Genomic DNA, 25,737 nt, shown 5'->3' with positions numbered 1-25,737 from the left:
AATCACATTATAAAACAAAATAAGTAAAAAGAATAGTCTTAAATATGACCTTTTTCTTTTAAACTCACGAATTTATGGTCGCCTATAATAATGTGATCAAGGACTTCAATCCCAATGATCCTTCCACATTCTACCAATCGTTTTGTCACTTCAATATCTTCCCGACTCGGCGTAGGATCTCCTGAAGGGTGGTTATGCAGACATATAATAGAGGCTGCTGCGCGACGAAAAGCTTCTTTGAAAACCTCGCGAGGATGCACAATTGAGGCATTTAAACTCCCAATAAACACAGTCTGCCGATGCATAACTTGATTTTTCGTATTCAAGTATAAACAGACAAAGTGCTCTTGTTGTAAAAAGCGCATCTCTTCCATCATATAACTAGCGCAATCTTCTGGACTCCGAATACTATATCGATTTTGGTACTCTAAACGCACCATCCTTCTCCCTAGTTCAAAAGCAGCGATTAACTGAGAGGCCTTTGCTATTCCTACACCATGAATACTCGTCATCTCTTCTATTGTAGCATCTTTTAACATTCGTAATCCGTCAAAATGATATAAAATTTGATCCGCTAATGTTAGAACTGATTCTTCTTTAGAACCAGTTCTAAGTAGCACTGCGAGAAGTTCCCGATTCGATAAACTGCTTGCTCCTTCTACTAATAAACGCTCCCGTGGTTGTTCTTCTTTCAAAACATCACGAATACCGTTCATATTTTCACTCCTTTTTCAATTTTCCGCAAAGAAAACCCCATGCAATTTTACGCATGGGATGCATCATTATCGAACTGTTTTAATTCACGAACAAGTCGTGCAATTGGTAATCCCACTACACTGTAGTAATCTCCTTGAATATGTTGAACAAAGATAGAACCTTTTCCTTGAATACCGTAACTTCCAGCCTTATCAAGCGGTTCTTTCGTCGCAATATACGCATCAATCTCTTCTTCTGTTAACTCCCAAAACATAACTTCTGTACGTTCGTAGAAAGTTACTGTTTTTTCTTTTGAAATGAGCGCAACGCCTGTATATACTTCATGTGTTTTTCCTGATAATAGCTGCAGTATTTCTTTCGCTTCCGCTTCATCTTTAGGCTTTCCAAGAATACGCGATTCATATGTAACAATTGTATCTGCACCTAATACCACACTATCTTCGTGATGTTCTACTACAGCAGACGCTTTTTGCAAAGCAAGTGACATCACAATATCGGCGGGCGATGAATACGCACCGATTGTTTCTTCTATTTCACTCACAACAATTTCAAATGGTACACCCGCTAGTTCAAGTAATTCCTTCCGGCGCGGTGACCCAGATGCTAAAATAAGTTTTTTCATATATGCTCCTTTCTTACATAAAGCAGAAAAATATAGCTTGATCGTATCAAACGAATACCTTTCCTACAAATTGCAAAAACATCATTTTCTTTTTAAGAAATGATGTTTTCTCACTATAAGGTGAAAACATTTCTATAGCTATATAATTCAAAAGAAAAGAAAGAAGTATGCATACTTCTTCCCTCTTATTTCATTATCCTACTCTTTTGCTTTTTGCGAAACCACTTTTTCATAAGAAAGCAAACCATCCATGATAACTTGATTCAATTTAGCTACTGCTTCTTTATCAGTCTTTCCCTCTTTTATTGTTTGCACAGCTACTGATGCATACGTATATATTTTTTTTACATCCTCACGCTTAATTGATTTCCCCTCTTTTTCAATTGCCCTCCATTCCTTTTCAATCGCTTCTATTTCTTTTGAATTACTTTTACTTCCAGGTTGTATACTAGTCGAGTATTTTACAAAATGGACGTATAAGGGTTGCAACTTACTTAACAATGGACCAGACTCTTTATCGCTTTTCAGCAATGCCCGATCTGTAATTTCCCATTTCTTTTTCAAAACTGATACGCCATCTTTCTTATATTGTCCGATTAATTTATCTAGCGATTCTTCATCACTAGCAATTCCAACTACAAGTGAATATTTATCATCAGTCGGTTTAATCGCTGCTATGCCCCCATTGTCTTTCCATTCCTGAGTGGCTGCCTGTCCTTTTTCTTCAGAAGAATAGAGACCTCCCTGAACGAAATATAAAGTGATTGGTTCTAAAGCAGCTGCATTCCCCACCTTTTGTTTTTCTTCTTTTTTCTCTCCAGCTGTTACTTCTTTTTGCTCTGCTCCATTATTCTTTTCTCCACTTGTTATCGTAGTTTCCCGAACTGTACCTTGTCCCGTTAACAAGTGAAGCATTCCCATCCCTAACACTGTGCCAATGATAACCGCAGTAGCAACTGTAAAAACAAGCACATTATTCCATTTTTTTCGGTGCTGCCGGATAGATGGTAACTTGTTTTTTTGAAAGGGCACTACATTTTGCGACGTTTCACTATCAACTACCATCCAATCAAATTCTTCCTTTTCTTTCTGCTTTTCTTCATACTTTGCTTCCGTTCCGTTTACTTTAACCGAGATTGTTCGTGATTGCTTGTCCATACCCTCACACCTCACCTCTTATCATTGTCCGCATCATATCATATTCACTTCACAAAAAAACGAGATATCTGTCGGAGGGATTCGTCAAATTTTCCCATATAGTTATCTTATCCCGCATTAATGGGCAGTACTATTCCCTACCTCAAAATTGCGGATAAAAATTATGAAGGTTGCTAGGGGATAAACTGCCCCTAAAAGCCCGATTGGTGAAGGCTAACCATCAGTGGGAAATAAAAAAACCTTCACTGATGGAAATTTCACTTTATATGTATGCATTTGACTTCATTTGTAGAACAAAAAACTAGGGCAGCAAGTTGCTGTCCTAGTTTTTTTCACGAATGTATTTTCGAACTTCTGAAATGAAGTAAAGAGAGCCTGTTATGATGAAAACATCATTTTCTTGGAGGTTGTTCATTTTCGCATCAATAGCTTCTTTCCAATTCTCAAAAACTTGTTTTGTTTCCTTACGCGAGTAGGCTGCAAGCTCCTCAGCAGAAATCGCACGATCAAATGTGAATGTTGTAAAAATCATTTCATCTGCAATTGTTTCTAATTTCCCTACCATATTGTCTAGCTGTTTATCACCTAAAGCGGTAAATAAAACAAGGATGTTTTTATCGTTATAATGAGCCTTTACTGTTTTCACAAGGCTTGCAATTCCTTCTGGATTATGAGCGCCATCTATAATTACGTCCGGATTGCTTTGCAGTCGTTCAAATCGGCCAATCCAATATGCTTCACTTAATCCTACGCCAATATGCTCTTCCTCCATTAAGAATGATAGGTATGTTTTAAGATACATAATCCCCATCAACGCCAATGCCGCATTTCCGACTTGATGACTTCCTTTCATCGAAATCTGAACTTCCTCAAATGAAGCAAACGGGCAAGAAAAATCAAAATGCTCTCCATCTTCATCGGAACGCTGATGAACAGCTGTAAATTGCTTTCCAAACTCATAAAGATTTGCATTCTTTTCCTGAGCAACCTTTTTGATAACCTCAAGTGCTTCTTCATCCTGCACACCAGTAATAACAGGAACTCCTGATTTAATAATTCCTGCTTTTTCATATGCAATTTTAGCTAATGTATTCCCTAAAATATGCATATGATCATGGCCGATATTTGTAATTATTGTAAGAACTGGATGAACTACATTTGTAGAATCAAAACGACCACCAAGTCCTGTTTCAAACAAGACGATGTCACAGAAGTTTATTTTACCAAAATAGCAGATTGCCATTACTGTAATAATTTCAAACTCCGTTGCTTCTCCTAAATCTGTTTCATCTAATTTTTCAACAACCGGTTTTACCATATTTACAAGCTCAGTAATTTCTTTATCTGCAATCGGTGTACCGTTAACACTAATTCGCTCATTAAATGTTTCAATGTATGGAGACGTAAATGTACCAACTTTATATTTTCCCGCCTCTAGCATATAACGCATATATGTTAAAGTTGAACCTTTTCCATTTGTTCCTGCAAGATGAACGCATTTTATGTGACGCTCAGGATTTCCAAGCTCCCCTAGCATCCACTGCATTCTCTCTAATCCTGGTTTAATTCCAAACTTTAATCGGCTATGAATCCAACCTATCGCTTCTTCGTATGTATGTACCACGCTTGCCATTCCCCTTTCAAATCAATAAAAAAGAACTAAAACAAAGAATTATCCTAGCTCTATTATACGCAAATAAAAGAGACTCACCAATATGGCGAGTCTCTTTCGAATGACTTTATTTTTGAAGATCAGCTAGACGTTGACGAACTGCTTCGCGTTTTTCTAGATAATCTTGCTCTTTTGCACGCTCTCCTTCAATAACTGCCGCTGGAGCTTTTGCTACGAAACCTTGGTTTGCAAGTTTCTTCTGTACACGTTCTACTTCTTTATCGAACTTCTCAAGTTCTTTTTCAAGACGCGCTTTCTCTTCATCAAGATTGATAAGATCAGCTAACGGTAAGAATAACTCTGCACCTGATACGATTGCAGTCATCGCTTTTTCTGGCGCTTGTAAATCAGTCTTAATTGTTAATTCACTTGGATTACAGAAACGCTCAATGTAAGAGCTGTTTTTCATAAGCTGTGCTAGTACTGCTTCGTCTTTTGCTTTAATTTGCATTTGAACTTTTTTGCTCATTGGCGTATTTACTTCAGCACGAATGTTTCGAACAGAGCGAATGATATCAACTAGAAGGTGCATTTCTGCTGCCGCTTCTTTATCTTGTAAATCTTCGCGAGCTGCCGGCCATGCTGCTACTGTAATAGATTCACCTTCATGCGGTAAGTGTTGCCAAATCTTCTCTGTTACGAATGGCATGAATGGGTGTAGTAGACGCATCGTTTGGTCTAGTACGTATGCTAGAATTGAACGAGTTGTTTTCTTAGCCACTTCATCTTCACCGTATAATGGAAGTTTCGCCATTTCAATATACCAATCACAGAAATCATCCCAAATGAAGTTGTATAATGAACGGCCAGCTTCACCGAACTCATATTTATCCATGTTACGTGTTACACTTTCAATTGTTTCATTTAAGCGAGTTAAAATCCACTTATCTGCAACTGATTTTTCGCCAGTTAAATCGATATCTTCATATTTCATGTCATCCATGTTCATTAATACGAAACGAGATGCATTCCAAATTTTATTAATGAAGTTCCAAGTAGATTCTACTTTCTCCATGCTGAAGCGTAAATCTTGTCCTGGTGCACTTCCTGTTGATAAGAAGAAGCGCATTGCATCTGCACCGTACTTATCAATAACATCCATTGGGTCAATACCGTTACCAAGAGATTTACTCATTTTACGTCCTTGCTCATCACGAACTAAACCGTGAATTAATACGTCTTTAAATGGGCGCTCTCCTGTAAACTCTAAACCTTGGAAAATCATACGAGATACCCAGAAGAAGATGATATCATAACCCGTTACTAGAGCATCTGTTGAATAGTAACGTTTGAAGTCTTCTGCATCTTCATTCGGCCAACCAAGTGTTGAGAATGGCCATAACGCTGAGCTAAACCATGTATCAAGTACGTCGTTATCTTGATTCCAGTTTTCAATATCTGCTGGTGCTTCCGTACCTACGTATACTTCACCAGTTTCTTTATGATACCAAGCTGGAATGCGGTGTCCCCACCATAATTGACGAGAAATACACCAGTCGTGAATGTTTTCCATCCAGCGTAAGTATGTGTTCTCGAAACGTTCTGGTACGAACGTTACTTTTTCTTCTTCTTTTTGTTGAAGTTCTACTGCCTTTTCTGCAAGTGGTCCCATTTTTACGAACCATTGTGTTGATAAGTAAGGCTCAACAACTGCACCGCTACGCTCACTATGTCCTACCGAATGCATATGAGGCTCGATTTCTACTAATACGCCAGTATCTTGTAAGTCTTTTACTAACTCTTTACGGCATTCGAAACGATCCATACCGTTATACTTACCAGCTTTTTCGTTCATCGTTCCATCTTCGTTCATTACTAAAATACGAGGTAAGTCATGACGGTTACCTACTTCAAAGTCATTCGGATCGTGAGCTGGTGTAATTTTCACAACGCCTGTTCCGAAATCCTTTTCTACGTACTCATCAGCAATAATCGGAATTTCACGGCCTACGATTGGAAGTGTAACTGTTTTTCCGATTAAATGCTTGTAACGATCATCTTCTGGATGAACTGCTACTGCTGTATCGCCAAGCATTGTTTCTGGACGAGTTGTCGCAAGTCGAATGTGACCAGATCCATCTGTTAATGGGTAGTTCATATGGTAGAATGCACCTTGAATCTCTTTATGAATTACTTCAATATCAGAAAGAGCTGTGCGTGTTGCTGGATCCCAGTTAATGATATATTCACCGCGGTAAATTAAACCTTTTTCGTATAATTGAACGAATACTTTATTAACCGCATCAGATAAACCTTCGTCTAATGTAAAGCGCTCACGAGAGTAATCTAATCCTAAACCAACTTTTCCCCATTGCTGACGAATGTGAGAAGCATATTCTTCTTTCCATTCCCATGCTTTCTCAAGGAATTTCTCACGGCCAAGATCGTAACGTGAAATACCTTCTTCACGAAGTTTTCCTTCTACTTTTGCCTGCGTTGCGATACCAGCATGGTCCATTCCTGGAAGCCATAATACATCGTAACCTTGCATACGCTTTGTACGCGTTAAAATATCTTGAAGCGTCGTATCCCAGGCGTGCCCTAAGTGCAGTTTACCTGTTACGTTTGGAGGCGGGATTACAATTGTATACGGCTGCTTTTCCGCATCTCCTTTTGCTTCGAAATATTTGCCGTCTAGCCACCATTTATAAAGACCTTCTTCAACGGACATATGATCATATTTAGTCGGTAAATTCTTTTCCGTATTTGACATTATTTTCCCTCCTTAAAATAAAAAATGCCCCTCATCCAAAAAGGACGAGGGACATCGTGGTACCACCTTTATTTACAAACAAATTCAAAATTTGCTTATACTCTTAATTTGATAACGGACAAATCCGTCTTTTCCTAATGAGAATGACTCCGTTCAGAAAAGATGCTCCAGAGCTACCTTCTAACATGACTATCTAGAGAATCTCACAGCTAATAATTCTCCTCTCTGCAGACGTTTAATGTTATACTCTTCCCCTTCAACGCATTTATATAATTGTTATTTATTATATACAATAGTGTAAAAAACGAAACCATATTCGTCAAGATAAAAATATTTTTCAGCAAGTTTCTACAATTAATAAATTCTATTTTGATAAAAACAACATACAATTACCAATCAGCTTAACTAATTTTTCTGTAATATATACACGGAAAATGAAAGTATGCAGCACAAGCACCTTAGGTACTTACCCCGCATACTGTAATATTACCCTTTCATCTTTTAAGGTTCATGTGCAGCAATAGCCTTTCTATACGGAGGAATGATTATGCGACGATACCGACGCACCTACAATTTCTCGGCCCCTTCATGGGTTAGAAATTTACAAACGATGTTTGCTGATTTTGCAATTCCCCTTACGATTTTCCAAGGGATTCGTACATTACTACTTCCAACTTTCTTAGACTTCATCATCCTTATCATCTTTGTTGTAGCAACGATTCGCTTGCATTTTCAGCCGTAGCCTCAAGGACACTTGAGACTACGGCTGTTACTCATTCCCTTGCTGCGCTGCTTGTAATTGTGAAATAAAATATTCTATATTACTTACAAGCCAATGCGCTTGTTGTAACATTTTCACACCTTGAAGTTCTTGCTTTTCACTACGGCCCTGCTGTTTGCTTGTATAAGATTGGATTTGTCGAATAAATGGGGACGGATATGTTAGATACGCAAACATAAGGAGTTGTTCTTCTTTCGTAAACGGAAAATTCTTTTGATACACCTGATACCATTCAAAGCGATCGCTTCTCGCAATTGGATATGTGTTCAATGAGCGGGAATAAAAGCGAACAAGATCTTGAACTGGTGTTGCAAATTGAGATCTTTCTAAACTAATAAAATAACCGTTCCGTTCGTAATCGAATAAAAAATGATTCATCGATACATTGCCATGGATAAAAGAAACTCGTGTTTTTTCTTTTTCTTTCATCGTTTCATGCCACTCCGAAAGCTGTTTCGTTGCAAATTCACGTGCCCTCATCACATGATGAAAATACGTACAATACTGCAATTCAAACGGCGACATATACCATTTCGCCTCAGACTCTACGAGGAATTGCTCTAAGAATTCTCCATCTTTCTCCCAACGATCAGAGACATTTGTATAATGCTCCTCTAACGCTTCTTCAGTATACGTTTCTTCTTTTACCGTCCTTTGATGAAGCAGCGCTAGCGTCTGAAACATTTTATGATATTGATCATTGTCCTCTCCGTTCCCTTCTGCTCGCTCAAGCCAAGGCATTAAATAATAACTATATGTTTCGTCACTCAAAATATGATTTCCATCTATCGCATGGTAAATCGGTACACAATGTGTAAATCCCTTTTCACGTAAAAATTGAACATGATACATTAAATTATTTCGCTTCAATCGATGGGATGGTAATTTTTTCAATGCATATGGACCTTGATTCGTATAAATTTTTATTACACTCCCGTGCTCTTCCATATGGTGGGCATCCAATTGATACCGCTGTACGATCGGCGCATAACGATCTCGCAATTCTATATCCATACGAATGATCCTTTCTCATTCAAAAACGTAAGATAAACTATAGTAAAAGAAAAGAGATGAGTGGAGAAAATTCTCCACTCACTTTGTCTTCGCTTTTGACACAGGTATATATATAATTTGCCCTGCAGTTAAATACACATCATCTGTTTGATTCACACGATGTAAATGCTGGACAGACGTTTCATATCGATCTGCAACCGATTCAATTGTATCCCCTTCTTGCACAAAATACATACGTAATTTCGTAAATTCTTCTTCCGGCTCTTTCGTAAACAATTTTGTTAAATATAATGCATTTTCATCCCGTTGTGAGTATGCCGTTTCTGCTTCTTCCTGTAATTCCTTTTCCTTCTTTTTCTGAAAATCCTTCCGGCCAAAGAATTCAAACTGTGGTGTAGTTTCTTTTGCTTCCTCTTCTCGTTCTTCCTCTTTATGTTCTTCTAGATCTTCTACCTCTTCTTCTAATTCTTGTTCTTTGCGTTCCTCTAATTGGAAAGGCTCAAATGCATAATCTTCCCATCCGTTTGATTCTGTATGAACTGTTACTTCTTCCACTTCTACCGGCAATGTATCCTCATCCACCGCTTTTATTTCCTCGGTTCTATCAACTTCCACATTCTCTATCTCTTCCTCTTGCACTTCATTCTGTATTCTCTCATCCTCACATAATCCAGATATCGATATATCCGCTAATAGCTGTAAACAACCATTTTCCTTTAATTCATAATCAAATTCCTCAATGGAAACATACAATTCTTCAACTTGTTTCACTCGGTTTCGTGGAATCGAAATTTCTAACGGAAAAGAGTGTACAAGTTCGTTTACACCATCTTCTCGCGTTTCTACATAATCAATGGACTTCGCCGGAGATAAATCTCGTAATGAAAAAGCAGAATCATCTTGTCTTGCAACATATTCTCCCGTTAAATCCAATTGACCTCTCACAATTACTTCGCATTCAAGCTCTTCTATCTCAACGTCTGGATCTAACGAAATTGACAAAAGTTCTTCGACTTCCTGTCCTTTTTGGAACCAAACCGATTCTTTTAATGAAAAACGTAATGAATGATCTGTTGCCACTTCTTTTCCCCCTCCCAAACTGTATGTCATTACAGGTTTATGTGTCTGGGAATCATTTTATGAGTAAAAAATCAAACTGCACATGTGATCTTCCTATTCATTTTTCATATATCGACGCTTTTTAAAATATATCGGCGTTCCGACAATATGCGACATGATCTCTAGTCATTAATAAAAAAGGTTGCCAGGACGATCCCCGGCAACCTTTTTATTTACGCTTTTAATTTCGACATCGCAATTTCTGCCGCTGCAATTGTCGCTTCAATATCTGCATCACTATGTGCTGTTGATAAGAATAATCCTTCAAATTGAGAAGGTGGTAAGAATACACCTTGCTCTACCATTTCACGATAGTAAGCTGCGAAAAACTCTAAGTTAGACGTTTTTGCTGCATCGTAGTTAATAACTGGTTCATTCGTGAAGAATATACCAATCATTGAACCTGCGCGGTTTATATGATGCGGAATACCGTATTTTTCAGCAGCTTTACGCAGGCCATTTTCTAACATTTCAGCTTTACGCTCAAACTCTTGATAACACTCTGGCGTTAATTGTACTAATGTTTCATAACCTGCAGTCATTGCTAAAGGATTACCAGATAATGTACCTGCTTGGTAAATCGGTCCGCTCGGTGCAACTTGGCGCATAATTTCCGCTTTACCACCGTATGCTCCTACTGGTAGGCCGCCACCGATTACTTTTCCTAAACAAGTTAAATCAGGTGTTACACCGTAATAACCTTGTCCACAGTTGTAAGCAACGCGGAATCCTGTCATCACTTCATCAAAAATAAGCAATGCACCACTTTGCTCTGTCACTTCACGAAGTCCTTCTAAAAATCCTTGTTGTGGTGGAACTACTCCCATATTTCCTGCCACTGGCTCTACGATAACACAAGCAATATCGTCACCGAATTGCTCGAACGCATATTTTACGCTCTCCAAATCGTTATACGCTACTGTAATCGTATTTTTCGCTACACCTTCAGGTACACCTGGGCTATCTGGTAAACCAAGCGTCGCAACACCTGAACCTGCTTTAATTAATAGCGAATCACCATGACCATGGTAACAACCAATAAATTTCAAAATTTTATTACGACCTGTATAACCACGCGCTAGACGAAGGGCACTCATCGTCGCTTCTGTTCCTGAATTTACCATACGTACAATTTCAATCGATGGCACACGCTCAATTACAAGCTGCGCTAATTTATTTTCAATCTCTGTTGGCGCACCAAAGCTCGTTCCTTTTTCAGCAACAGCTTTTAATGATTCCACAACACGTTCATTTGCATGTCCGTGAATAAGCGGTCCCCATGATAATACGTAGTCGATATATTCGTTCCCGTCAATATCATACACTTTAGAGCCTTTTCCGCGCTCCATAAAAAGCGGATTCATACCAACGGACTTAAATGCACGAACTGGACTATTTACGCCGCCAGGCATTAAATCTTGCGCTGTTTCAAATGCTTCAATCGATTTATCAAACTTTTTCATTATTGTATCCCTCCTTCTTGTAACCATCGTGCTGCGTCTTTCGCATGATACGTAATAATTAAATCTGCTCCTGCACGTTTCATGCTTAATAGTTTCTCAAGTACAATCTCTTTTTCATTAATCCAACCATTTTGCGCTGCCGCTTTAATCATTGAGTATTCTCCGCTCACATTATAAGCTACGATTGGTAAATTGAAATTGTTTTTCACATCGCGAATGATATCTAAGTAAGAAAGGGCCGGTTTTACAATTAAGAAATCCGCTCCTTCCATTACATCTGATTCAGCCTCACGGAATGCTTCCATACGGTTTGCTGGATCCATTTGATACGTTTTACGATCACCAAATTGCGGTGCACCGTGCGCAGCATCGCGGAATGGACCGTAAAATGCAGACGAGTATTTCACAGCGTATGACATAACCGGTACGTGTGCAAAACCGTTCTCATCTAACGCATGGCGAATCGCCGTTACAAATCCATCCATCATGTTAGATGGTGCGATAATATCTGCTCCTGCTTTTGCTTGGCTCACTGCTGTTTTTGCAAGAACTTCAAGTGATTCATCATTTAAAATGATTCCATCCTCAATAACCCCGCAATGCCCATGGCTTGTATATTGGCATAAACATGTATCCGCCACTACTACTAACTCTGGAAACTGTTCTTTAATTTGTTTGATCGCACGTTGTACAATGCCGTGTTCACAAAATGCAGAAGATCCAACTTCATCTTTTTCAGCAGGCAAACCAAATACGATAACAGAACGAATACCTAAATCTACCACTTCTTGCATTTCAGCTTGCAGAAGATCTAAAGAAATTTGATATACATCCGGCATAGAAGGAACTTCGTTACGAACATTCTCTCCTTCTAATACAAAAATAGGATAAATAAAATCTTCTGTATGTAAAAATGTTTCACGTACAAGCGCACGCATATTTTCGCTTTGTCTTAAACGACGATGACGATTAAATTGTAAAGAATTCATAGATTTCTATCTCCCATTCTTTTTATTTAGACTATGCATTTTGATTATATTTTGAAATGCACTGTATTAACGCTTCTACTGTATATTCTTTTGGAACGATTACATCGGCAAAATAACGCCTTGCCTCTTGCTCTGTTATCGGTCCTATACAAGCAATTGTACATTTTTTTGTCCATTCTCTCCAGTTTGTGCCCTCAAGTAATTTCACAAAGCTTGTAACGGTAGAGGGACTCGTAAATGTAACAACATCTACCTTACCTGACTCTAGAGCTGCGATAAGGTCTGACTGCTTCTCATGATTTGTTTTCGTTTCATACACAACAAATTCTTCTAAAAACACATCAAGATTACGGAGTTTATTTGGAATAATATCTCTAGCTAAATTCCCTTTAGGAAATAAAATGCGTTCTGTCCCGTTTAACTCTCTTACAAATTCTAAAACGAAAGCTTCCGCGACAAAAGTCTTTGGGACAAAATGAACCTCATAACCTCGCTTTTCTAATTCTTGCCCTGTTTTCACCCCTACTGCAGCAATGCGAACAGTAGGGGGTATTCCCTGACACAAACCATCTAAAAAAAAACTCACACCATTTTTACTCGTAAAAATAACCCAGTCATATGTGTGAAGCTGCTGAGATATACCTTGAAATTCCTGCTGGGATACACCTTCTATATGCAAAAGCGGAATTTCCAATGGAATTCCGCCCTGCTTTTTCACCGCTGCACTCATTTGTTTTGCTTGATGCTGGGCACGCGTAATCAGTACTGTTTTGCCAGCAAGAGCATCCATGATTAATGTTGCTCCTTATTCGCAGCAAGAATGAGCTCTTTTGCTCCTTGCTTAATTAAACGATCCGCTGCCTCTAAGCCAACTTGCTCTGGATTCACACCTGTGACAATTTCTTTTAACAAGACTGAACCATCCATAGAACCGACAAGAGCTGTTAATTCAATTTCATCATTCTTCTGAAGCGTTGCATAACCAGCAATCGGTACTTGGCAACCACCTTCAAGTTTATGAAGGAATACTCGTTCAGCCGCTACTGTTCGTTCTGTTACAGCATCATTCATATGTGATAATAATTGCAATAGATCTGCATCATCCTCACGACATTCAATCGCTAAGGCACCTTGTCCTACAGCTGGTACACATAATGTTTCATCTAAGTGTTCTGTAATTACATCATCATCCCAGCCCATTCTCTGCAATCCAGCCGTTGCTAAAATGATTGCATCATAATCTTCTTCTTTTAATTTACGTAATCTCGTATCAATATTTCCACGAATCCACTTCACTTGTAAATCTGGTCTAGCAGCGAGTAACTGCGCACTACGTCGTAAACTACTCGTACCAAGAATTGCACCTTCTGCTAAGTCCTCAAATGATTCCCCGTTTTTTGAGATGAACGCATCACGCGGATCGACACGTTTTGGTATACACCCAATTGTTAATCCATCTGGAAGTACAGCTGGCATATCCTTCATACTATGTACAGCCATATCGATTTCTTTCATAAGTAGTGCGTGTTCAATTTCTTTTACAAACAAGCCTTTCCCACCTACTTTAGAAAGCGTCACATCTAAAATAACATCACCTTTTGTAACAATTTCTTTCACTTCAAATTCATATGGTAAACCAAGCGCTTTTAATTGATCAATAAACCAATTTGTTTGCGTTAATGCTAGCTTACTCTTTCTTGAACCTACAATAATTTTGCGCATAATGTTCTCTCCTCATTATAAATACCAAAAGTGGAAGTTGGATAAACTGCTTAATAGAAAAATATTGATTAACATAACGAGAAAGGCTCCAATGTTCCAGTTTATAATTTTCTTACCTTGCAATATATCTGACCCTCGTAAATATAGACCCATGCAATAGACAATCAAAACAACAAAAGACCCGATTACTTTCGTGTCATACCAATGGAAATTATCTAGTTTTGTATATCCCCATATACATCCAAGCAAAATAGCTAATAGGAAAAACGGAACAGAAAATAAATTTAATCCATATGACATCGACTCAAGCTTCGGTAAGTTTCCTAACCTTCTTAATCTTGCATTCCATTTTTTTTGTTTTAATAATCGATATTGCAACAAGTACATAATGGAAAAAATAAACGATACTGTAAACGTCGCATAGGAAATAATCGCCATTCCTACATGCACGTATACAAGCTCTGAAACTAATTGATGTGCGAGTACAGGCGACATTTTTCCGAGCGGAGTGAAAATAGAAAAAGCGCTTACGCCAAAAGCAATGACATTTGTAAAAAAGACTAAAAAGTCAATGCGCATAAATCGATTGATTACGAGTGACATTGTAATTAATAGCCACACATAAAAATAAATCCCTGACAATAATGTCAAAATCGGATTCGTCTCTGATTCCGTAGCTCGAAGTAACATAAAAATAGACTGTAATACCCATACAATCGCAAGTAACCAAAAAGCAATTCGATTCGCCTTTCGGTTACTTTGGAAATAATCTATAAAATATAAACTAATGCTACAAGCATATAAAATAATTGCGATATGATAAATAATACTATTATTTAAAAAACCCATCCGATCATCCTTCCAGTTATAAAGATGGAACGGATGCTGTCCACACTCGTTTATGCTCTGGTTCTTCAATATGTTCCATGGCCGCTTCTTGCGCTTCTAAATCAAAAATTTTCGCAAATAAAGCGAGCTTTTCCGTAGCTCCCTCTTCGGCCGCTAACTCTTTCGCTACTAAAATTGGATCCTTTAGCAGTTGATTGATAATACTTTTCGTATGCTTACTAATCACTTTTCTTTCACGATCACTAAGCGTTGGAATTTTTCGTTCAAGACTTTGCATCGTATCACTTTGAATCGCTAATGCTTTATCACGTAAAGCTGATATTAAAGGAACAACGCCAAGCGTATTTAACCAAGCTTTAAATATAACGATTTCCTCTTCGATCATAAGCTGAATTTTTTCCGCCTCTTTCAAACGTTCAGCACGATTGGCTTCTACTACACCTTGTAAATCATCAATATCGTACAAGAAAGAACCTTCTAGCTCATCGATTGTCGGATCAATATCACGCGGTACTGCAATATCTACCATAAATAATGGACGACCACAACGTATACGCTCCACTCTTGTCATCATTTCTTTCGTAATCACGTAATCTGAAGCACCAGTTGAACTAATTAAAATATCCGCTTCTAAAAGCGCACACTGTAATTCACTTAACGGTTTTGCATGCCCCATATATTTCTCGGCCATTGTTTCCGCTTTCGTAAACGTACGGTTCATAACGGTCACTTTACGAGCTCCGCTTCCATATAAGTTTTGCAGGGCAAGTTCACCCATCTTTCCAGCGCCAAGAATCAAAACATGACAGTCTGTTAAATCACCGAAAATTTTCTTTCCAAGTTCAACAGCAGCATAACTAACAGACATGGCACTTTCACCAATTGTTGTTTCTGAATGCGCACGCTTTGCTAACGTAATGACTTGTTTGAACAATTCATTAAAAATTGTCCCTGTTGCTTTCACTTTTTGCGCCTCTAAGAAGCTATTTCGAATTTGTCCTAAGATTTGTGTTTCACCCACTACCATAGAATCTAATCCGCACGTTACACGGAATAAATGTTCCACGGCACCATCTTGTTCAAAAATAGACAAATATGGTGAAACCTCTTCTATACCAAGCTGAAACCAATCAGCTAAAAATTTCTTAATGTAATATCGTCCCGTGTGTAATTGATCAACGACAGCATAGATTTCTGTGCGGTTACACGTTGATACAATGACATTTTCTAACACGCTTTTTTGATTTTGTAACGTTGTCATTGCCTGCTCTAACTCCGCTGCCTGAAATGTTAGTTTCTCACGAAATTCTACAGGGGCTGTTCGATAATTTACACCAACAACAAGAATATGCACGCAGCATGTCCCCCTTCAACCGTTTTATCACCTTATCTACTATCATAATACAACTTTCCTGTTATGAATCTGACAATCGTGTGAACATCAACAAATTATTTTTTCTGCTTTTCACACCTAGCAGGAAATACATTACTCATCTGACTATATAAATACAAATTGAAAAACGACATAAAACCTAATCTTTAGGTGGAAGAGCATCCAGCCACGCATAGAAGTGGTCAGACCCTCTTCCTGCCCCATGCCAAGTGAAAACAAAGAGAGAAAATGAGTACATGTCACCTTTTGTTCTTCATAACAGCGACTTATATGTTAGAAAATCAAAATGTATATACACCTTACTTTATAATCATTATAAAATAATAATTCTATTTGTACGTTACCAAAAAAATCTATCAGAATCAAGTGATGGAAACTATTCCATACGAATTGAAATACTCTCTTTCTCTATCTTCTTTCATCATACAGAAAAATATGTATGATTGTTCCAAAATGTAACAACTTCTTTCATGTGACACATTTCTCAAAATTTTTTCGTTGCAATGTATTTGACATCTCATTTCTTTTTCGCTATATTTATTTCACAAAATTTAATTGTGCACAATTTAAAAGGAGGGATGCTCATGAAAGATAATCCTTTGCATCTCGATAATCAGCTTTGCTTTTCTATTTATGCTTGCTCTAGGGAAGTAACACGCTTTTATCGACCCTATCTAGAAGAAATGGGTATTACGTATCCACAGTACATTACATTATTAGTACTTTGGGAGCAAGATGGATTAACTGTAAAAGAAATTGGTGAACGTCTATTTTTAGATTCTGGCACTTTAACCCCTATGTTAAAACGCATGGAAACATTAGGATTAGTTAAACGTGTTCGTTCTAAGGAAGATGAACGCAAGGTGTGCATTGAACTAACAGAACAAGGACACGCTTTAAAAGAAAAAGCATGTTCATTGCCAAAAACCATTGCTACCAATTTAGGGATTACAGAGCAAGAATACCGATCATTATTGGTTCAATTAAATAAATTAATTGAAACCATGAAACCAATTAATGATAGAAAAGGGGAATGAAAATGGAAAAATTATACACAGCAACTGTAACTGCAACAGGTGGAAGAAACGGGAAAGTTGTTTCAGAGGACGGCATTCTAAACCTTGATGTCAAGATGCCAAAAGCATTAGGCGGTATGGGCGGCGAAGCAACGAACCCAGAACAATTATTTGCAGCTGGTTATGCAGCATGCTTTGATAGTGCATTACAACTTGTTATTCGTACAAAACGTGTAAAAGTAGAAAGTACAGAAGTGACAGCTCATGTTTCAATTGGAAAAGATACGGACGGTGGTTTTGGATTATCTGCTGCACTTGATGTACGTGTAGCTGGCGTTTCTCATGCTGAAGCACAAGAGCTTATAGAAGCTGCACATGGCGTATGTCCATATTCAAAAGCGACTAGAGGAAATATTGAAGTTACATTAAACGTACTATAAGCAGATGTTCAAAAAGTCCGGTAAAGATAGCTTTCGCATTTCTTCATTACGTCGCCACTCCGGTACTCATATAGTCCGTATCCTCGTGGCTTCCGCGCCTCGAACTACTCGGCTCTCTTTATCCTCCTTTTTGAACCCGTACTATAAGTAAACAAAAAAACGTGCGACGAATCGTCACACGTTTTTTGTTTTTGTAAACTTATGAATGGCTTTCCACGCTTCTTCTTTTCCAAGCCCTGTTTCCGATGAAAATAGAACAACTTCATCACCTTGTTCAATATCAAGCGTTTCCTTCACAACCTTCAAATGCTTTTGCCATTTCCCTTTCGGAATTTTATCGGCTTTTGTTGCAATGATGATTGTTGGAATTTCATAATGCTTTAAGAAATCATACATCATAACATCATCGTTTGTCGGCGAGTGACGTAGATCCACTACTAATACAGCCGCATCTAATTGCTCACGCGTTGTAAAATAGGTTTCAATCATTCTGCCCCATGCCGCTCGCTCTGTTTTCGATACTTTCGCATATCCATAACCTGGAACATCGACAAAATGCATCATTTCATTAATTAAGAAAAAGTTGAGTGTCTGCGTTTTTCCTGGTTTAGAAGAAATACGAACTAACTTTTTACGATTTAAAATTTTATTAATAAAAGAAGACTTCCCAACATTAGAACGACCTGCTAATGCAATTTCTGGTAAGTCACCATCTGGATACTGTTCTGGTTTAACAGCACTAATGACAATATCTGCTTTTGTTACTTTCATTGTTTCACTCCTACTAATGCGTGCTCCAATACTTCGTCTAAATGAGACACAAGCACAAACGTAAGGTTTTCTTTTACGCTTTCTGGAATATCATCTAAATCTTTTTCATTTTCGGCCGGCAAAATAATTTTTGTTAAGCCTGCGCGATGAGCACTTAATGTTTTTTCTTTTAAACCACCGATTGGTAATACACGACCACGAAGGGTAATTTCACCTGTCATCCCTACTTCTTTACTAACAGGTACACCTGTCAATGCGGAAATAAGCGCCGTTGCCATCGTAATACCAGCTGATGGACCATCCTTTGGCACTGCTCCTTCTGGAACATGAATATGGATGTCATTCTTTTCATGGAAATCTGAATTGATATGAAGTTCTTCTGCACGAGAGCGAATATAACTAAATGCAGCTTGTGCGGATTCTTTCATAACATCTCCAAGTTTCCCTGTTAAAATTAATTTTCCTTTTCCTGGTGATACAGATACTTCAATTGCGAGTGTATCACCACCAGCAGCTGTATACGCTAAACCAGTTGCCATTCCAACTTGATCTTTCGTTTCAGCTTGCCCATAACGGAATATGTGTTTACCAAGTAGGTCTGTAATATTTTTTTCCGTTACAATAATACGTTTACGCTCTTCTGTAACAATGATCTTTGCTGCTTTACGACAAATCTTTGCAATTTGACGTTCTAACGTTCGAACACCAGCCTCACGCGTATAGTAGCGAATAATTTCAAGCAGGGCTTCATCACGAATTTGTAAATTCCCTTTTCGCAAGCCATGTTCTTTTAATTGCTTCGGCAATAAATGTTCACGAGCAATATGTACCTTTTCAATCTCTGTATAACCAGCAATCGAAATAATTTCCATACGATCAAGGAGTGGACCTGGAATGCTTGCAAGCGTATTTGCAGTTGCAACAAACATTACTTTTGATAGGTCGTACGGCTCTTCAATATAATGATCGCTAAAATTATGGTTTTGCTCCGGGTCTAATACTTCTAATAATGCAGCAGACGGATCGCCACGGAAATCATTGGACATCTTATCAATCTCATCTAATAAAAAGACTGGGTTGATTGTTTTTGCCTTCTTCATCCCTTGAATAATACGCCCTGGCATTGCTCCCACATATGTACGACGGTGACCACGAATTTCAGATTCATCACGAACACCACCAAGGGAAACACGGACAAAATTACGATTTAACGATGTGGCAATCGAACGAGCTAAAGATGTTTTCCCAACACCCGGAGGGCCTACTAGACAAAGAATTGGTCCTTTTAAAGAATTTGTTAGCTTTTGTACAGCTAAATATTCCAGTACACGTTCTTTCACTTTCTCAAGACCATAATGATCTCTATTTAAAATTGTTTCAGAATGTGCTAAATCGATCATATCCTCTGTCGCTTCTGTCCACGGAAGTGCTAATAACCAATCCAGATAATTGCGAATGACACCACTCTCTGCAGAACTTACTGGCAACTTTTCATAACGATCTAATTCTTTTAGGGCAGCTTTCTTCGTTTCTTCTGGCATTCCAGCCTCTTCGATTTTTTCGCGAAGTTTCTCTACTTCGCCGCCTTTACCTTCTTTATCACCAAGTTCTGTTTGAATCGCCTTCATTTGTTCACGCAAGAAATATTCTTTTTGTGTACGTTCCATTGAACGTTTCACCTTTTGTCCAATTTTCTTTTCTAAACTAAGTAGTTCCTGTTCATCTTGAATAATAGAAATGAGCGTATGTAATCTTTCTTTCGCTGATCTAATCTCTAAAATTTCTTGCTTTTGTTTTGTTTTAATTGGTAGATGAGAAGAAATTAAATCAGCTAGGCGGCCAGGTTCTTCAACATCTACTACTGTCGCAAACGTTTCATTCGATACCTTTTTCGAAACTTTAATATATTGCTCGAAATGTTCAAGTAACGTGCGCATTAGAGCCTTTTCTTCTAAATCGCCTTCTTCTTCCTCTGTTACTGTTTGAATAGAAACCTGTATTGCATTTTCTTCTTCAATAAATTCTACAATTTCTGCTCTATGTAAACCTTCTACAAGGACACGAAGCGTGCCGTTCGGCAGTTTTAACATCTGCTTTACTTTCGCTACTGTACCCACACTATATATGTCATCTTCTTTTGGATCATCGATATTCATTTCTTTTTGCATCGCTAAAAAGATGATATTTTCATCCATTGCTGCCTGCTCTAGTGCTTGTATTGATTTATCACGTCCTACATCAAGATGCAGAACCATCGTTGGATATACGAGAACGCCTCTTAATGGTAGGAGGGGCACAATTCTTTCGTTCGTATTCATACTAGACATAGCACCTCCATAATAAATTAAACTCCTGTTCAACTATTTTATATTACAATACACTTGGATGCAATTGCAGAGATTCCTTACAATTGCAAATCTCCTACTTTTTCTTTCTCTATAAAGTGAAACTTCCAGCCGTAGGGGCCTTAGTTAACCATCACCAATCGGGCTTTTACAGGTAAGTTGCCCTACCTATTTTCTCCTCTTCTCTCTTAGCTTTGAAGTAGGGGCCTATTGCCCACGAATAGCGGGATAAAAGAAAAAGGGACCTCGCTTAAGCATACAAACTTAAACGAAGTCTGGAAAATATTACATGTTCTATTTCCCATTTACCTAAAAGGAAATCACTTCTTAGAACCCGATTTAATTTACATCGATTGTACATCGCCTTCATCTAGCTCGCGGTGCACATCAATTTCACGATGCAATTTTTCCTGAACGAATGTTAAGGCAAAAACTTCTTTTAATTTTCGAACAGGAATAATCTCGATACCCTTTATCGTATATAAAAATGGCTGCATGTTTTCAGCAGGAATAATAACCTTTTTCGCTCCTGCCTTTTTTGCTGCTTTTACTTTTGCATATACGCCGCCTACTGGTTTTACTTCTCCATGAATGCTTATTTCTCCGGTCATCGCTATTTCGTTATTCACATACACTTGGTGAAGCGCTGAATATACCCCTGTTGCCATTGCAATGCCTGCTGAAGGACCATCAATTGGAATACCACCTGGGAAATTAATATGTATATCATATCCTTCTGGTAACAAGTCTAGGGAGCGGAGCACGGTTAATACATTATCAACGGATCCTTTTGCCATACTTTTACGGCGAATCGATTTTGTTTGACTACCAATACTCTCTTCTTCCACAATTCCTGTAACATTTATCGTACCTTTTTCCGCAGCTGGAATTGCCATTACTTCAATTTCTAATAGCGCCCCTGTATTCGGTCCATATACTGCAAGACCGTTTACAAGACCGATCTTCGGAATTGGATAAATACGCTTTTCATATTTTGGAGTCAGCTGACTAGAATGTACAACCCATTCAATATCCTCATCTTTAATAAAAGAACGTCCCTCATTAATCGCCATTCCTGCAGAAATTTGCACAAGATTAATGGCTTCTCTTCCATTTCTTGCATACATGCCGATCATTTCAACACCTTGTTTTCCTATCTCCATTTTCACTTTTTCAGCTGCATTCTTCGCTACTTTTTGAATTTCTTCTGTATCAAGTTCACGGAAGAAAACTTCTAAACAACGAGAACGAATAGCAGGAGGAATTTCATCTGGAGAACGAGTTGTCGCTCCGACTAAGCGGAAATCTGCTGGTAAGCCTTTTTGAAAAATATCATGTATGTATGTTGGAATCATTGAATTTTCTTCACTGTAGTATGCACTTTCTAAAAATACTTTGCGATCTTCTAATACTTTTAACATTTTATTCATCTGGATTGGATGCAATTCACCAATTTCATCAATAAATAAAATGCCACCATGTGCATCTGTTACAGCACCTTTTTTCGGTTGTGGAATTCCTGCTTGCCCCATTGCACCTGCACCTTGATAAATCGGATCATGTACCGAGCCAATTAAAGGATCAGCAATGCCGCGCTCATCAAAGCGGGCAGTTGTTGCATCTAGTTCAATAAATGTTGCATTCATACGAAATGGTGATTTTTGATTTTTCTTCGCTTCTTCTAACACAAGACGTGCCGCCGCTGTTTTCCCTACCCCAGGAGGTCCATATATAATGACATGCTGCGGGTTCGGTCCACAAAGCGCTGCCTTTAATGATCTAATTCCGTCCTCTTGACCAACAATATCTAAAAAAGATGCAGGACGTACCTTTTCGGCAAGTGGTTCTGTTAAAGAAATCTCGCGCATTTTGCGAAGTTGTTCTAATTCTTTTTTCGATTCTCGATCAATTGAAACTTTTTGTGTTCGCTGGTTTCGGAGCAAATGCCAAAAATACAATCCGACAATTACACCGAAAACAAGTTGAACAAGTAAGAATATGTTTGTCCAGCTCATAATTCATTTCCTCCCGCTATGTTTTACCATTTAGTATTTCCTGGGAGGAATAGTGCTAAACATAATAAGAAACAGCAATTATAAAAATTGCTGTTTCTTTTTTACACTATGCAGATGTTTTTGTATCAAGTACAGTACCGTCTTGTAACACCAATTTTGGCGGTGCATTGTCCGCTACTGTTTCTTTTGAAAGAATACACTTCTCGATATCTTTACGAGATGGAAGCTCAAACATTACATCTAGCATTAAGCCTTCAATAATAGAGCGAAGTCCACGAGCACCTGTTTTACGTTCAATTGCTTTTTTCGCAATTTCAATCAGTGCTCCTTCTTCAAATTCCAGCTCAACATCGTCAAGCTCCAATAATTTTTGGAACTGTTTTACAAGCGCATTTTTCGGTTTTGTTAAAATATCAACAAGAGCATCTTCATCAAGTGGTTCTAGATTCGCAATAACTGGAAGACGACCAATAAACTCTGGAATTAAACCAAATCGTAAAAGGTCTTCTGGTAATACGTGAGATAAAACATGCTTTTCATTCACATCAGCATTTTTCTTCTCTGAACCAAATCCAATTACTTTTTCACCAAGGCGACGTTTAATAATTGGCTCAATGCCATCAAACGCACCACCACAAATGAATAAGATGTTCGTTGTATCAATTTGAATAAACTCTTGATGCGGATGTTTACGACCACCTTGAGGCGGAACGCTTGCTACAGTACCCTCTAAAATTTTCAGAAGGGCCTGCTGTACACCCTCACCAGATACATCACGTGTAATTGATGGATTTTCTGACTTACGCGCCACTTTATCAATCTCATCAATATAAATGATTCCTTTTTCAGCTTTCTCTACATCGTAATCAGCTGCTTGAATAAGTTTTAGTAAGATGTTTTCTACATCTTCCCCTACATATCCAGCTTCTGTTAAAGATGTTGCGTCCGCGATTGCAAATGGAACATTTAAAATACGCGCTAATGTTTGTGCCAATAATGTTTTACCACTACCTGTTGGCCCGATAAGTGCGATATTACTTTTCGCCAATTCTACATCATCAATTTTGCTGTTAGAATTGATGCGTTTGTAATGATTATATACCGCTACCGCTAATGCTTTCTTCGCATTATCTTGTCCGATTACATACTCATCTAAGATTTCACGAATTTCTACCGGTTTCGGTACATCTTTGAATTCTACTTCTTCGTCCTTCGCAAGCTCCTCTTGCACAATCTCTGTACAAAGCTCAATGCACTCATCACAAATGTAAACACCAGGACCAGCAACAAGCTTTCGGACTTGCGTTTGTGTTTTACCACAGAAAGAACATTTTAATTGCCCTTTTTCATCATTAAATTTAAACATATTTTCACACCCCTTACAAAGTGCTAATATCTTGCCTTCGTATGTACACGATAAATGTATCGTATGTAAATACATATTATGTCACTACGTGGCGAGAAATACAAATAATATGACCAGTTATGTACAAATAAAAAAATTTTAAAACTTTTGAAATATGTATATTCGACTTTAGAAGGTTCATTTCCTTCTTCATCGAAAAAATTTATAAATATATTTATATCTATATTTATAAAACAAGGCACGATCCAAAATCGCGCCTTGTTATTTTATTATGCAGCTTTGCTGTTGTCTACTAAGAAGTCTACAGCTTTACGAACTTTAATGTCTTCAGATAAAGCATCTAAGCTTCCAAGAGCTTGTGTGATAGCGTCAACTGGCATATTGTACATTGCAGCCATTTTTTCAACTTCTGCAGTTACTTCTTCTTCAGTAACTTCGATGTTTTCAGCTTCAATGATCGCTTCAAGAACAAGGTTGATTCTTACACGTTTTTGTGCATCTTCTTTCATTTGTTCTTTTAGCTTGTCAGCGTCAGTACCTGTGAATTGGTAGTAAAGCTCAAGGTTCATACCTTGTTGGCTTAAGCGTTGTTCGAATTCACGAATCATACGATCTAACTCAGTTTCGATCATAGCTTCTGGAAGTTCGATTTCAGCGTTAGCAGCAGCTTTTTCTACTACTTCGTCACGAACTTTGTGCTCAGCTTCGTGCTTTTTGCCTTCTTCTAAGTTTGTACGAAGTTTTGCTTTTAACTCTTCAAGAGTTGCAACTTCTTCGTCTGCATCTTTAGCGAACTCGTCATCTAAAGCTGGAAGTTCTTTTGCTTTAATTTCATGAACTGTTACTTTAAATGTTGCTGGTTTACCAGCAAGTTCTTCTGCATGGTACTCTTCCGGGAATGATACTTCAACGTCTTTTGACTCGCCAGCTTTTAGACCAATTAAATGCTCTTCAAAACCTGGGATGAATGTACCAGAACCGATTGCTAGAGAGTAGTTCTCGCCTTTTCCGCCTTCGAATGCTTCGCCATCAACGAAACCTTCAAAGTCGATTACAGCTGTATCGCCATTTTCAGCAGTACCTTCTTCTTTAACAACTAGTTCAGCTTGACGCTCTTGTAAAGATTGTAATTCGTTCTCTACATCTTCGTCAGTTACAGTTGTTTCAACTTTTTCTACTGCTAGTCCTTTGTATTCACCTAATTTAACTTCAGGTTTTACAGTAACTTTTGCAGTGAAGATTAAGTTTTCATTTTTTTCGAACTTCTCGATGTCGATTTCAGGATGAGCAACTGGGAAGATACCAGTTTCATCGATTGCTTCACCGTATGCTTTTGGTAAGATAATATCTAAAGCATCTTGGTATAAAGATTCAACACCAAAGCGTTGTTCGAATAACGGACGAGGCATTTTTCCTTTACGGAAACCAGGTACGTTAATTGTTTTTACTACTTTTTTGAACGCAGCGTCGATAGAGTTGTTTACTTCTTTAGCATCAACTTCGATTGTTAAAACGCCAACGTTACCTTCTAATTTTTCCCATTTTGCAGCCATTTATTCTTTCCCTCCAACT

At 38.1% G+C, this 25,737-nt stretch carries 21 protein-coding genes and 1 other annotated feature; of the genes, 3 read left to right on the top strand and 18 right to left on the bottom strand.

Annotated elements, in window-relative coordinates; genetic code table 11:
* Nucleotides 1–38 precede the first annotated feature (38 nt).
* The 5 genes from radC to ACM6HU_RS23960 all read right to left on the bottom strand — a co-directional run bounded on the left by radC (nt 39) and on the right by ACM6HU_RS23960 (nt 6,882).
* Nucleotides 39–716, bottom strand: a complete 678-nt coding sequence (gene radC / locus ACM6HU_RS23980; RefSeq protein WP_003200830.1) for a RadC family protein — start codon at nt 714–716, stop codon at nt 39–41.
* A gap of 47 nt (nt 717–763) precedes the next feature.
* Entirely contained in the window at nt 764–1,339 is a 576-nt protein-coding gene (locus tag ACM6HU_RS23975; protein ID WP_016116485.1) for a Maf family protein, read from the bottom strand.
* Nucleotides 1,340–1,537: 198 nt separating this feature from the next.
* Nucleotides 1,538–2,497 (bottom strand): hypothetical protein, encoded by a 960-nt coding sequence (locus tag ACM6HU_RS23970; RefSeq protein WP_016116486.1) that lies wholly within the window; start codon nt 2,495–2,497, stop codon nt 1,538–1,540.
* 322 nt (nt 2,498–2,819) lie between these two features.
* On the bottom strand, nt 2,820–4,121 hold the full coding sequence (locus tag ACM6HU_RS23965; RefSeq protein WP_016116487.1) for a bifunctional folylpolyglutamate synthase/dihydrofolate synthase: 1,302 nt from the start codon (nt 4,119–4,121) through the stop codon (nt 2,820–2,822).
* A 115-nt stretch (nt 4,122–4,236) separates the two neighbouring features.
* Nucleotides 4,237–6,882 carry a valine--tRNA ligase gene (locus ACM6HU_RS23960; protein ID WP_016116488.1) on the bottom strand — a complete coding sequence of 882 codons (2,646 nt, stop codon included), beginning with the start codon at nt 6,880–6,882 and terminating at the stop codon, nt 4,237–4,239.
* A 37-nt stretch (nt 6,883–6,919) separates the two neighbouring features.
* Nucleotides 6,920–7,151: a binding site (T-box leader), on the bottom strand.
* A gap of 278 nt (nt 7,152–7,429) precedes the next feature.
* Between ACM6HU_RS23960 and ACM6HU_RS23955 the strand changes: the two genes are divergently transcribed.
* Nucleotides 7,430–7,624 carry a hypothetical protein gene (locus ACM6HU_RS23955; RefSeq protein WP_018764391.1) on the top strand — a complete coding sequence of 65 codons (195 nt, stop codon included), beginning with the start codon at nt 7,430–7,432 and terminating at the stop codon, nt 7,622–7,624.
* 27 nt (nt 7,625–7,651) lie between these two features.
* On the opposite strand, the gene ysxE is transcribed toward ACM6HU_RS23955, so the two are convergent.
* The 8 genes from ysxE to hemA form a co-directional block, all read right to left on the bottom strand.
* The gene (gene ysxE / locus ACM6HU_RS23950; protein WP_016116489.1) at nt 7,652–8,677 is read right to left on the bottom strand and encodes a spore coat protein YsxE; all 1,026 of its coding nucleotides are present in this window, start codon (nt 8,675–8,677) and stop codon (nt 7,652–7,654) included.
* Between the two features lie 78 nt (nt 8,678–8,755).
* Nucleotides 8,756–9,787, bottom strand: coding sequence for a stage VI sporulation protein D (gene spoVID / locus ACM6HU_RS23945; RefSeq protein WP_098116748.1), 1,032 nt, complete (start codon nt 9,785–9,787; stop codon nt 8,756–8,758).
* 182 nt (nt 9,788–9,969) lie between these two features.
* Complete coding sequence (gene hemL, locus ACM6HU_RS23940; protein ID WP_016116491.1) at nt 9,970–11,259, bottom strand: glutamate-1-semialdehyde 2,1-aminomutase; 1,290 nt, start codon at nt 11,257–11,259, stop codon at nt 9,970–9,972.
* Nucleotides 11,259–12,248 (bottom strand): porphobilinogen synthase, encoded by a 990-nt coding sequence (gene hemB / locus ACM6HU_RS23935; RefSeq protein ID WP_016116492.1) that lies wholly within the window; start codon nt 12,246–12,248, stop codon nt 11,259–11,261. Before hemB ends, hemL begins: the two co-directional genes overlap by 1 nt.
* 31 nt (nt 12,249–12,279) lie before the next feature.
* Nucleotides 12,280–13,038 (bottom strand): uroporphyrinogen-III synthase, encoded by a 759-nt coding sequence (hemD, locus tag ACM6HU_RS23930; RefSeq protein WP_016116493.1) that lies wholly within the window; start codon nt 13,036–13,038, stop codon nt 12,280–12,282.
* 2 nt (nt 13,039–13,040) lie between these two features.
* Complete coding sequence (gene hemC, locus ACM6HU_RS23925) at nt 13,041–13,970, bottom strand: hydroxymethylbilane synthase (protein WP_003200809.1); 930 nt, start codon at nt 13,968–13,970, stop codon at nt 13,041–13,043.
* A 15-nt stretch (nt 13,971–13,985) separates the two neighbouring features.
* Nucleotides 13,986–14,819 carry a cytochrome c biogenesis protein gene (locus ACM6HU_RS23920; RefSeq protein ID WP_016132074.1) on the bottom strand — a complete coding sequence of 278 codons (834 nt, stop codon included), beginning with the start codon at nt 14,817–14,819 and terminating at the stop codon, nt 13,986–13,988.
* Between the two features lie 16 nt (nt 14,820–14,835).
* Entirely contained in the window at nt 14,836–16,173 is a 1,338-nt protein-coding gene (gene hemA, locus ACM6HU_RS23915) for a glutamyl-tRNA reductase (RefSeq protein ID WP_016116495.1), read from the bottom strand.
* A 623-nt stretch (nt 16,174–16,796) separates the two neighbouring features.
* On the opposite strand from hemA, the gene ACM6HU_RS23910 reads away from it, so the two are divergent.
* Both ACM6HU_RS23910 and ACM6HU_RS23905 read left to right on the top strand, forming a co-directional pair.
* Complete coding sequence (locus tag ACM6HU_RS23910; RefSeq protein WP_016116496.1) at nt 16,797–17,249, top strand: MarR family winged helix-turn-helix transcriptional regulator; 453 nt, start codon at nt 16,797–16,799, stop codon at nt 17,247–17,249.
* A 2-nt stretch (nt 17,250–17,251) separates the two neighbouring features.
* Complete coding sequence (locus tag ACM6HU_RS23905) at nt 17,252–17,668, top strand: organic hydroperoxide resistance protein (protein WP_016132075.1); 417 nt, start codon at nt 17,252–17,254, stop codon at nt 17,666–17,668.
* Nucleotides 17,669–17,842: 174 nt separating this feature from the next.
* Here ACM6HU_RS23905 and ysxC read toward each other — a convergent pair whose 3' ends face one another.
* From ysxC to tig, 5 genes are all read right to left on the bottom strand, one after another.
* Complete coding sequence (gene ysxC / locus ACM6HU_RS23900; RefSeq protein WP_016116498.1) at nt 17,843–18,439, bottom strand: ribosome biogenesis GTP-binding protein YsxC; 597 nt, start codon at nt 18,437–18,439, stop codon at nt 17,843–17,845.
* On the bottom strand, nt 18,436–20,766 hold the full coding sequence (lon, locus tag ACM6HU_RS23895; protein WP_016116499.1) for an endopeptidase La: 2,331 nt from the start codon (nt 20,764–20,766) through the stop codon (nt 18,436–18,438). The genes ysxC and lon overlap by 4 nt, the downstream gene beginning before the upstream one ends.
* Nucleotides 20,767–21,128: 362 nt before the next feature.
* The gene (gene lonB / locus ACM6HU_RS23890) at nt 21,129–22,799 is read right to left on the bottom strand and encodes an ATP-dependent protease LonB (RefSeq protein ID WP_016132077.1); all 1,671 of its coding nucleotides are present in this window, start codon (nt 22,797–22,799) and stop codon (nt 21,129–21,131) included.
* A 106-nt stretch (nt 22,800–22,905) separates the two neighbouring features.
* Complete coding sequence (clpX, locus tag ACM6HU_RS23885) at nt 22,906–24,165, bottom strand: ATP-dependent protease ATP-binding subunit ClpX (protein ID WP_016116501.1); 1,260 nt, start codon at nt 24,163–24,165, stop codon at nt 22,906–22,908.
* Nucleotides 24,166–24,434: 269 nt separating this feature from the next.
* A complete protein-coding gene (gene tig / locus ACM6HU_RS23880; protein ID WP_016116502.1) occupies nt 24,435–25,718 on the bottom strand; it encodes a trigger factor in 1,284 nt (427 codons plus the stop codon).
* Nucleotides 25,719–25,737: the final 19 nt, after the last annotated feature.

This window comes from Bacillus sp. IT-79MI2, assembly GCF_949768135.1.
Lineage (GTDB): Bacteria > Bacillota > Bacilli > Bacillales > Bacillaceae_G > Bacillus_A > Bacillus_A pseudomycoides.
This window is presented reverse-complemented; position numbering and strand designations above follow the sequence as displayed.

Excerpts from the sequence above, each read along its gene's own strand:
- radC (WP_003200830.1), bottom strand. The coding sequence starts at position 716 with ATGAACGGTATTCGTGATGTTTTGAAAGAAGAACAACCACGGGAGCGT.
- ACM6HU_RS23975 (WP_016116485.1), bottom strand. The coding sequence starts at position 1,339 with ATGAAAAAACTTATTTTAGCATCTGGGTCACCGCGCCGGAAGGAATTA.
- ACM6HU_RS23970 (WP_016116486.1), bottom strand. The coding sequence starts at position 2,497 with ATGGACAAGCAATCACGAACAATCTCGGTTAAAGTAAACGGAACGGAA.
- ACM6HU_RS23960 (WP_016116488.1), bottom strand. The coding sequence starts at position 6,882 with ATGTCAAATACGGAAAAGAATTTACCGACTAAATATGATCATATGTCC.
- ACM6HU_RS23955 (WP_018764391.1), top strand. The coding sequence starts at position 7,430 with ATGCGACGATACCGACGCACCTACAATTTCTCGGCCCCTTCATGGGTT.
- ysxE (WP_016116489.1), bottom strand. The coding sequence starts at position 8,677 with ATGGATATAGAATTGCGAGATCGTTATGCGCCGATCGTACAGCGGTAT.
- spoVID (WP_098116748.1), bottom strand. The coding sequence starts at position 9,787 with ATGACATACAGTTTGGGAGGGGGAAAAGAAGTGGCAACAGATCATTCA.
- hemL (WP_016116491.1), bottom strand. The coding sequence starts at position 11,259 with ATGAAAAAGTTTGATAAATCGATTGAAGCATTTGAAACAGCGCAAGAT.
- hemB (WP_016116492.1), bottom strand. The coding sequence starts at position 12,248 with ATGAATTCTTTACAATTTAATCGTCATCGTCGTTTAAGACAAAGCGAA.
- hemD (WP_016116493.1), bottom strand. The coding sequence starts at position 13,038 with ATGGATGCTCTTGCTGGCAAAACAGTACTGATTACGCGTGCCCAGCAT.
- hemC (WP_003200809.1), bottom strand. The coding sequence starts at position 13,970 with ATGCGCAAAATTATTGTAGGTTCAAGAAAGAGTAAGCTAGCATTAACG.
- ACM6HU_RS23920 (WP_016132074.1), bottom strand. The coding sequence starts at position 14,819 with ATGGGTTTTTTAAATAATAGTATTATTTATCATATCGCAATTATTTTA.
- ACM6HU_RS23910 (WP_016116496.1), top strand. The coding sequence starts at position 16,797 with ATGAAAGATAATCCTTTGCATCTCGATAATCAGCTTTGCTTTTCTATT.
- ACM6HU_RS23905 (WP_016132075.1), top strand. The coding sequence starts at position 17,252 with ATGGAAAAATTATACACAGCAACTGTAACTGCAACAGGTGGAAGAAAC.
- ysxC (WP_016116498.1), bottom strand. The coding sequence starts at position 18,439 with ATGAAAGTAACAAAAGCAGATATTGTCATTAGTGCTGTTAAACCAGAA.
- lon (WP_016116499.1), bottom strand. The coding sequence starts at position 20,766 with ATGTCTAGTATGAATACGAACGAAAGAATTGTGCCCCTCCTACCATTA.
- lonB (WP_016132077.1), bottom strand. The coding sequence starts at position 22,799 with ATGAGCTGGACAAACATATTCTTACTTGTTCAACTTGTTTTCGGTGTA.
- clpX (WP_016116501.1), bottom strand. The coding sequence starts at position 24,165 with ATGTTTAAATTTAATGATGAAAAAGGGCAATTAAAATGTTCTTTCTGT.
- tig (WP_016116502.1), bottom strand. The coding sequence starts at position 25,718 with ATGGCTGCAAAATGGGAAAAATTAGAAGGTAACGTTGGCGTTTTAACA.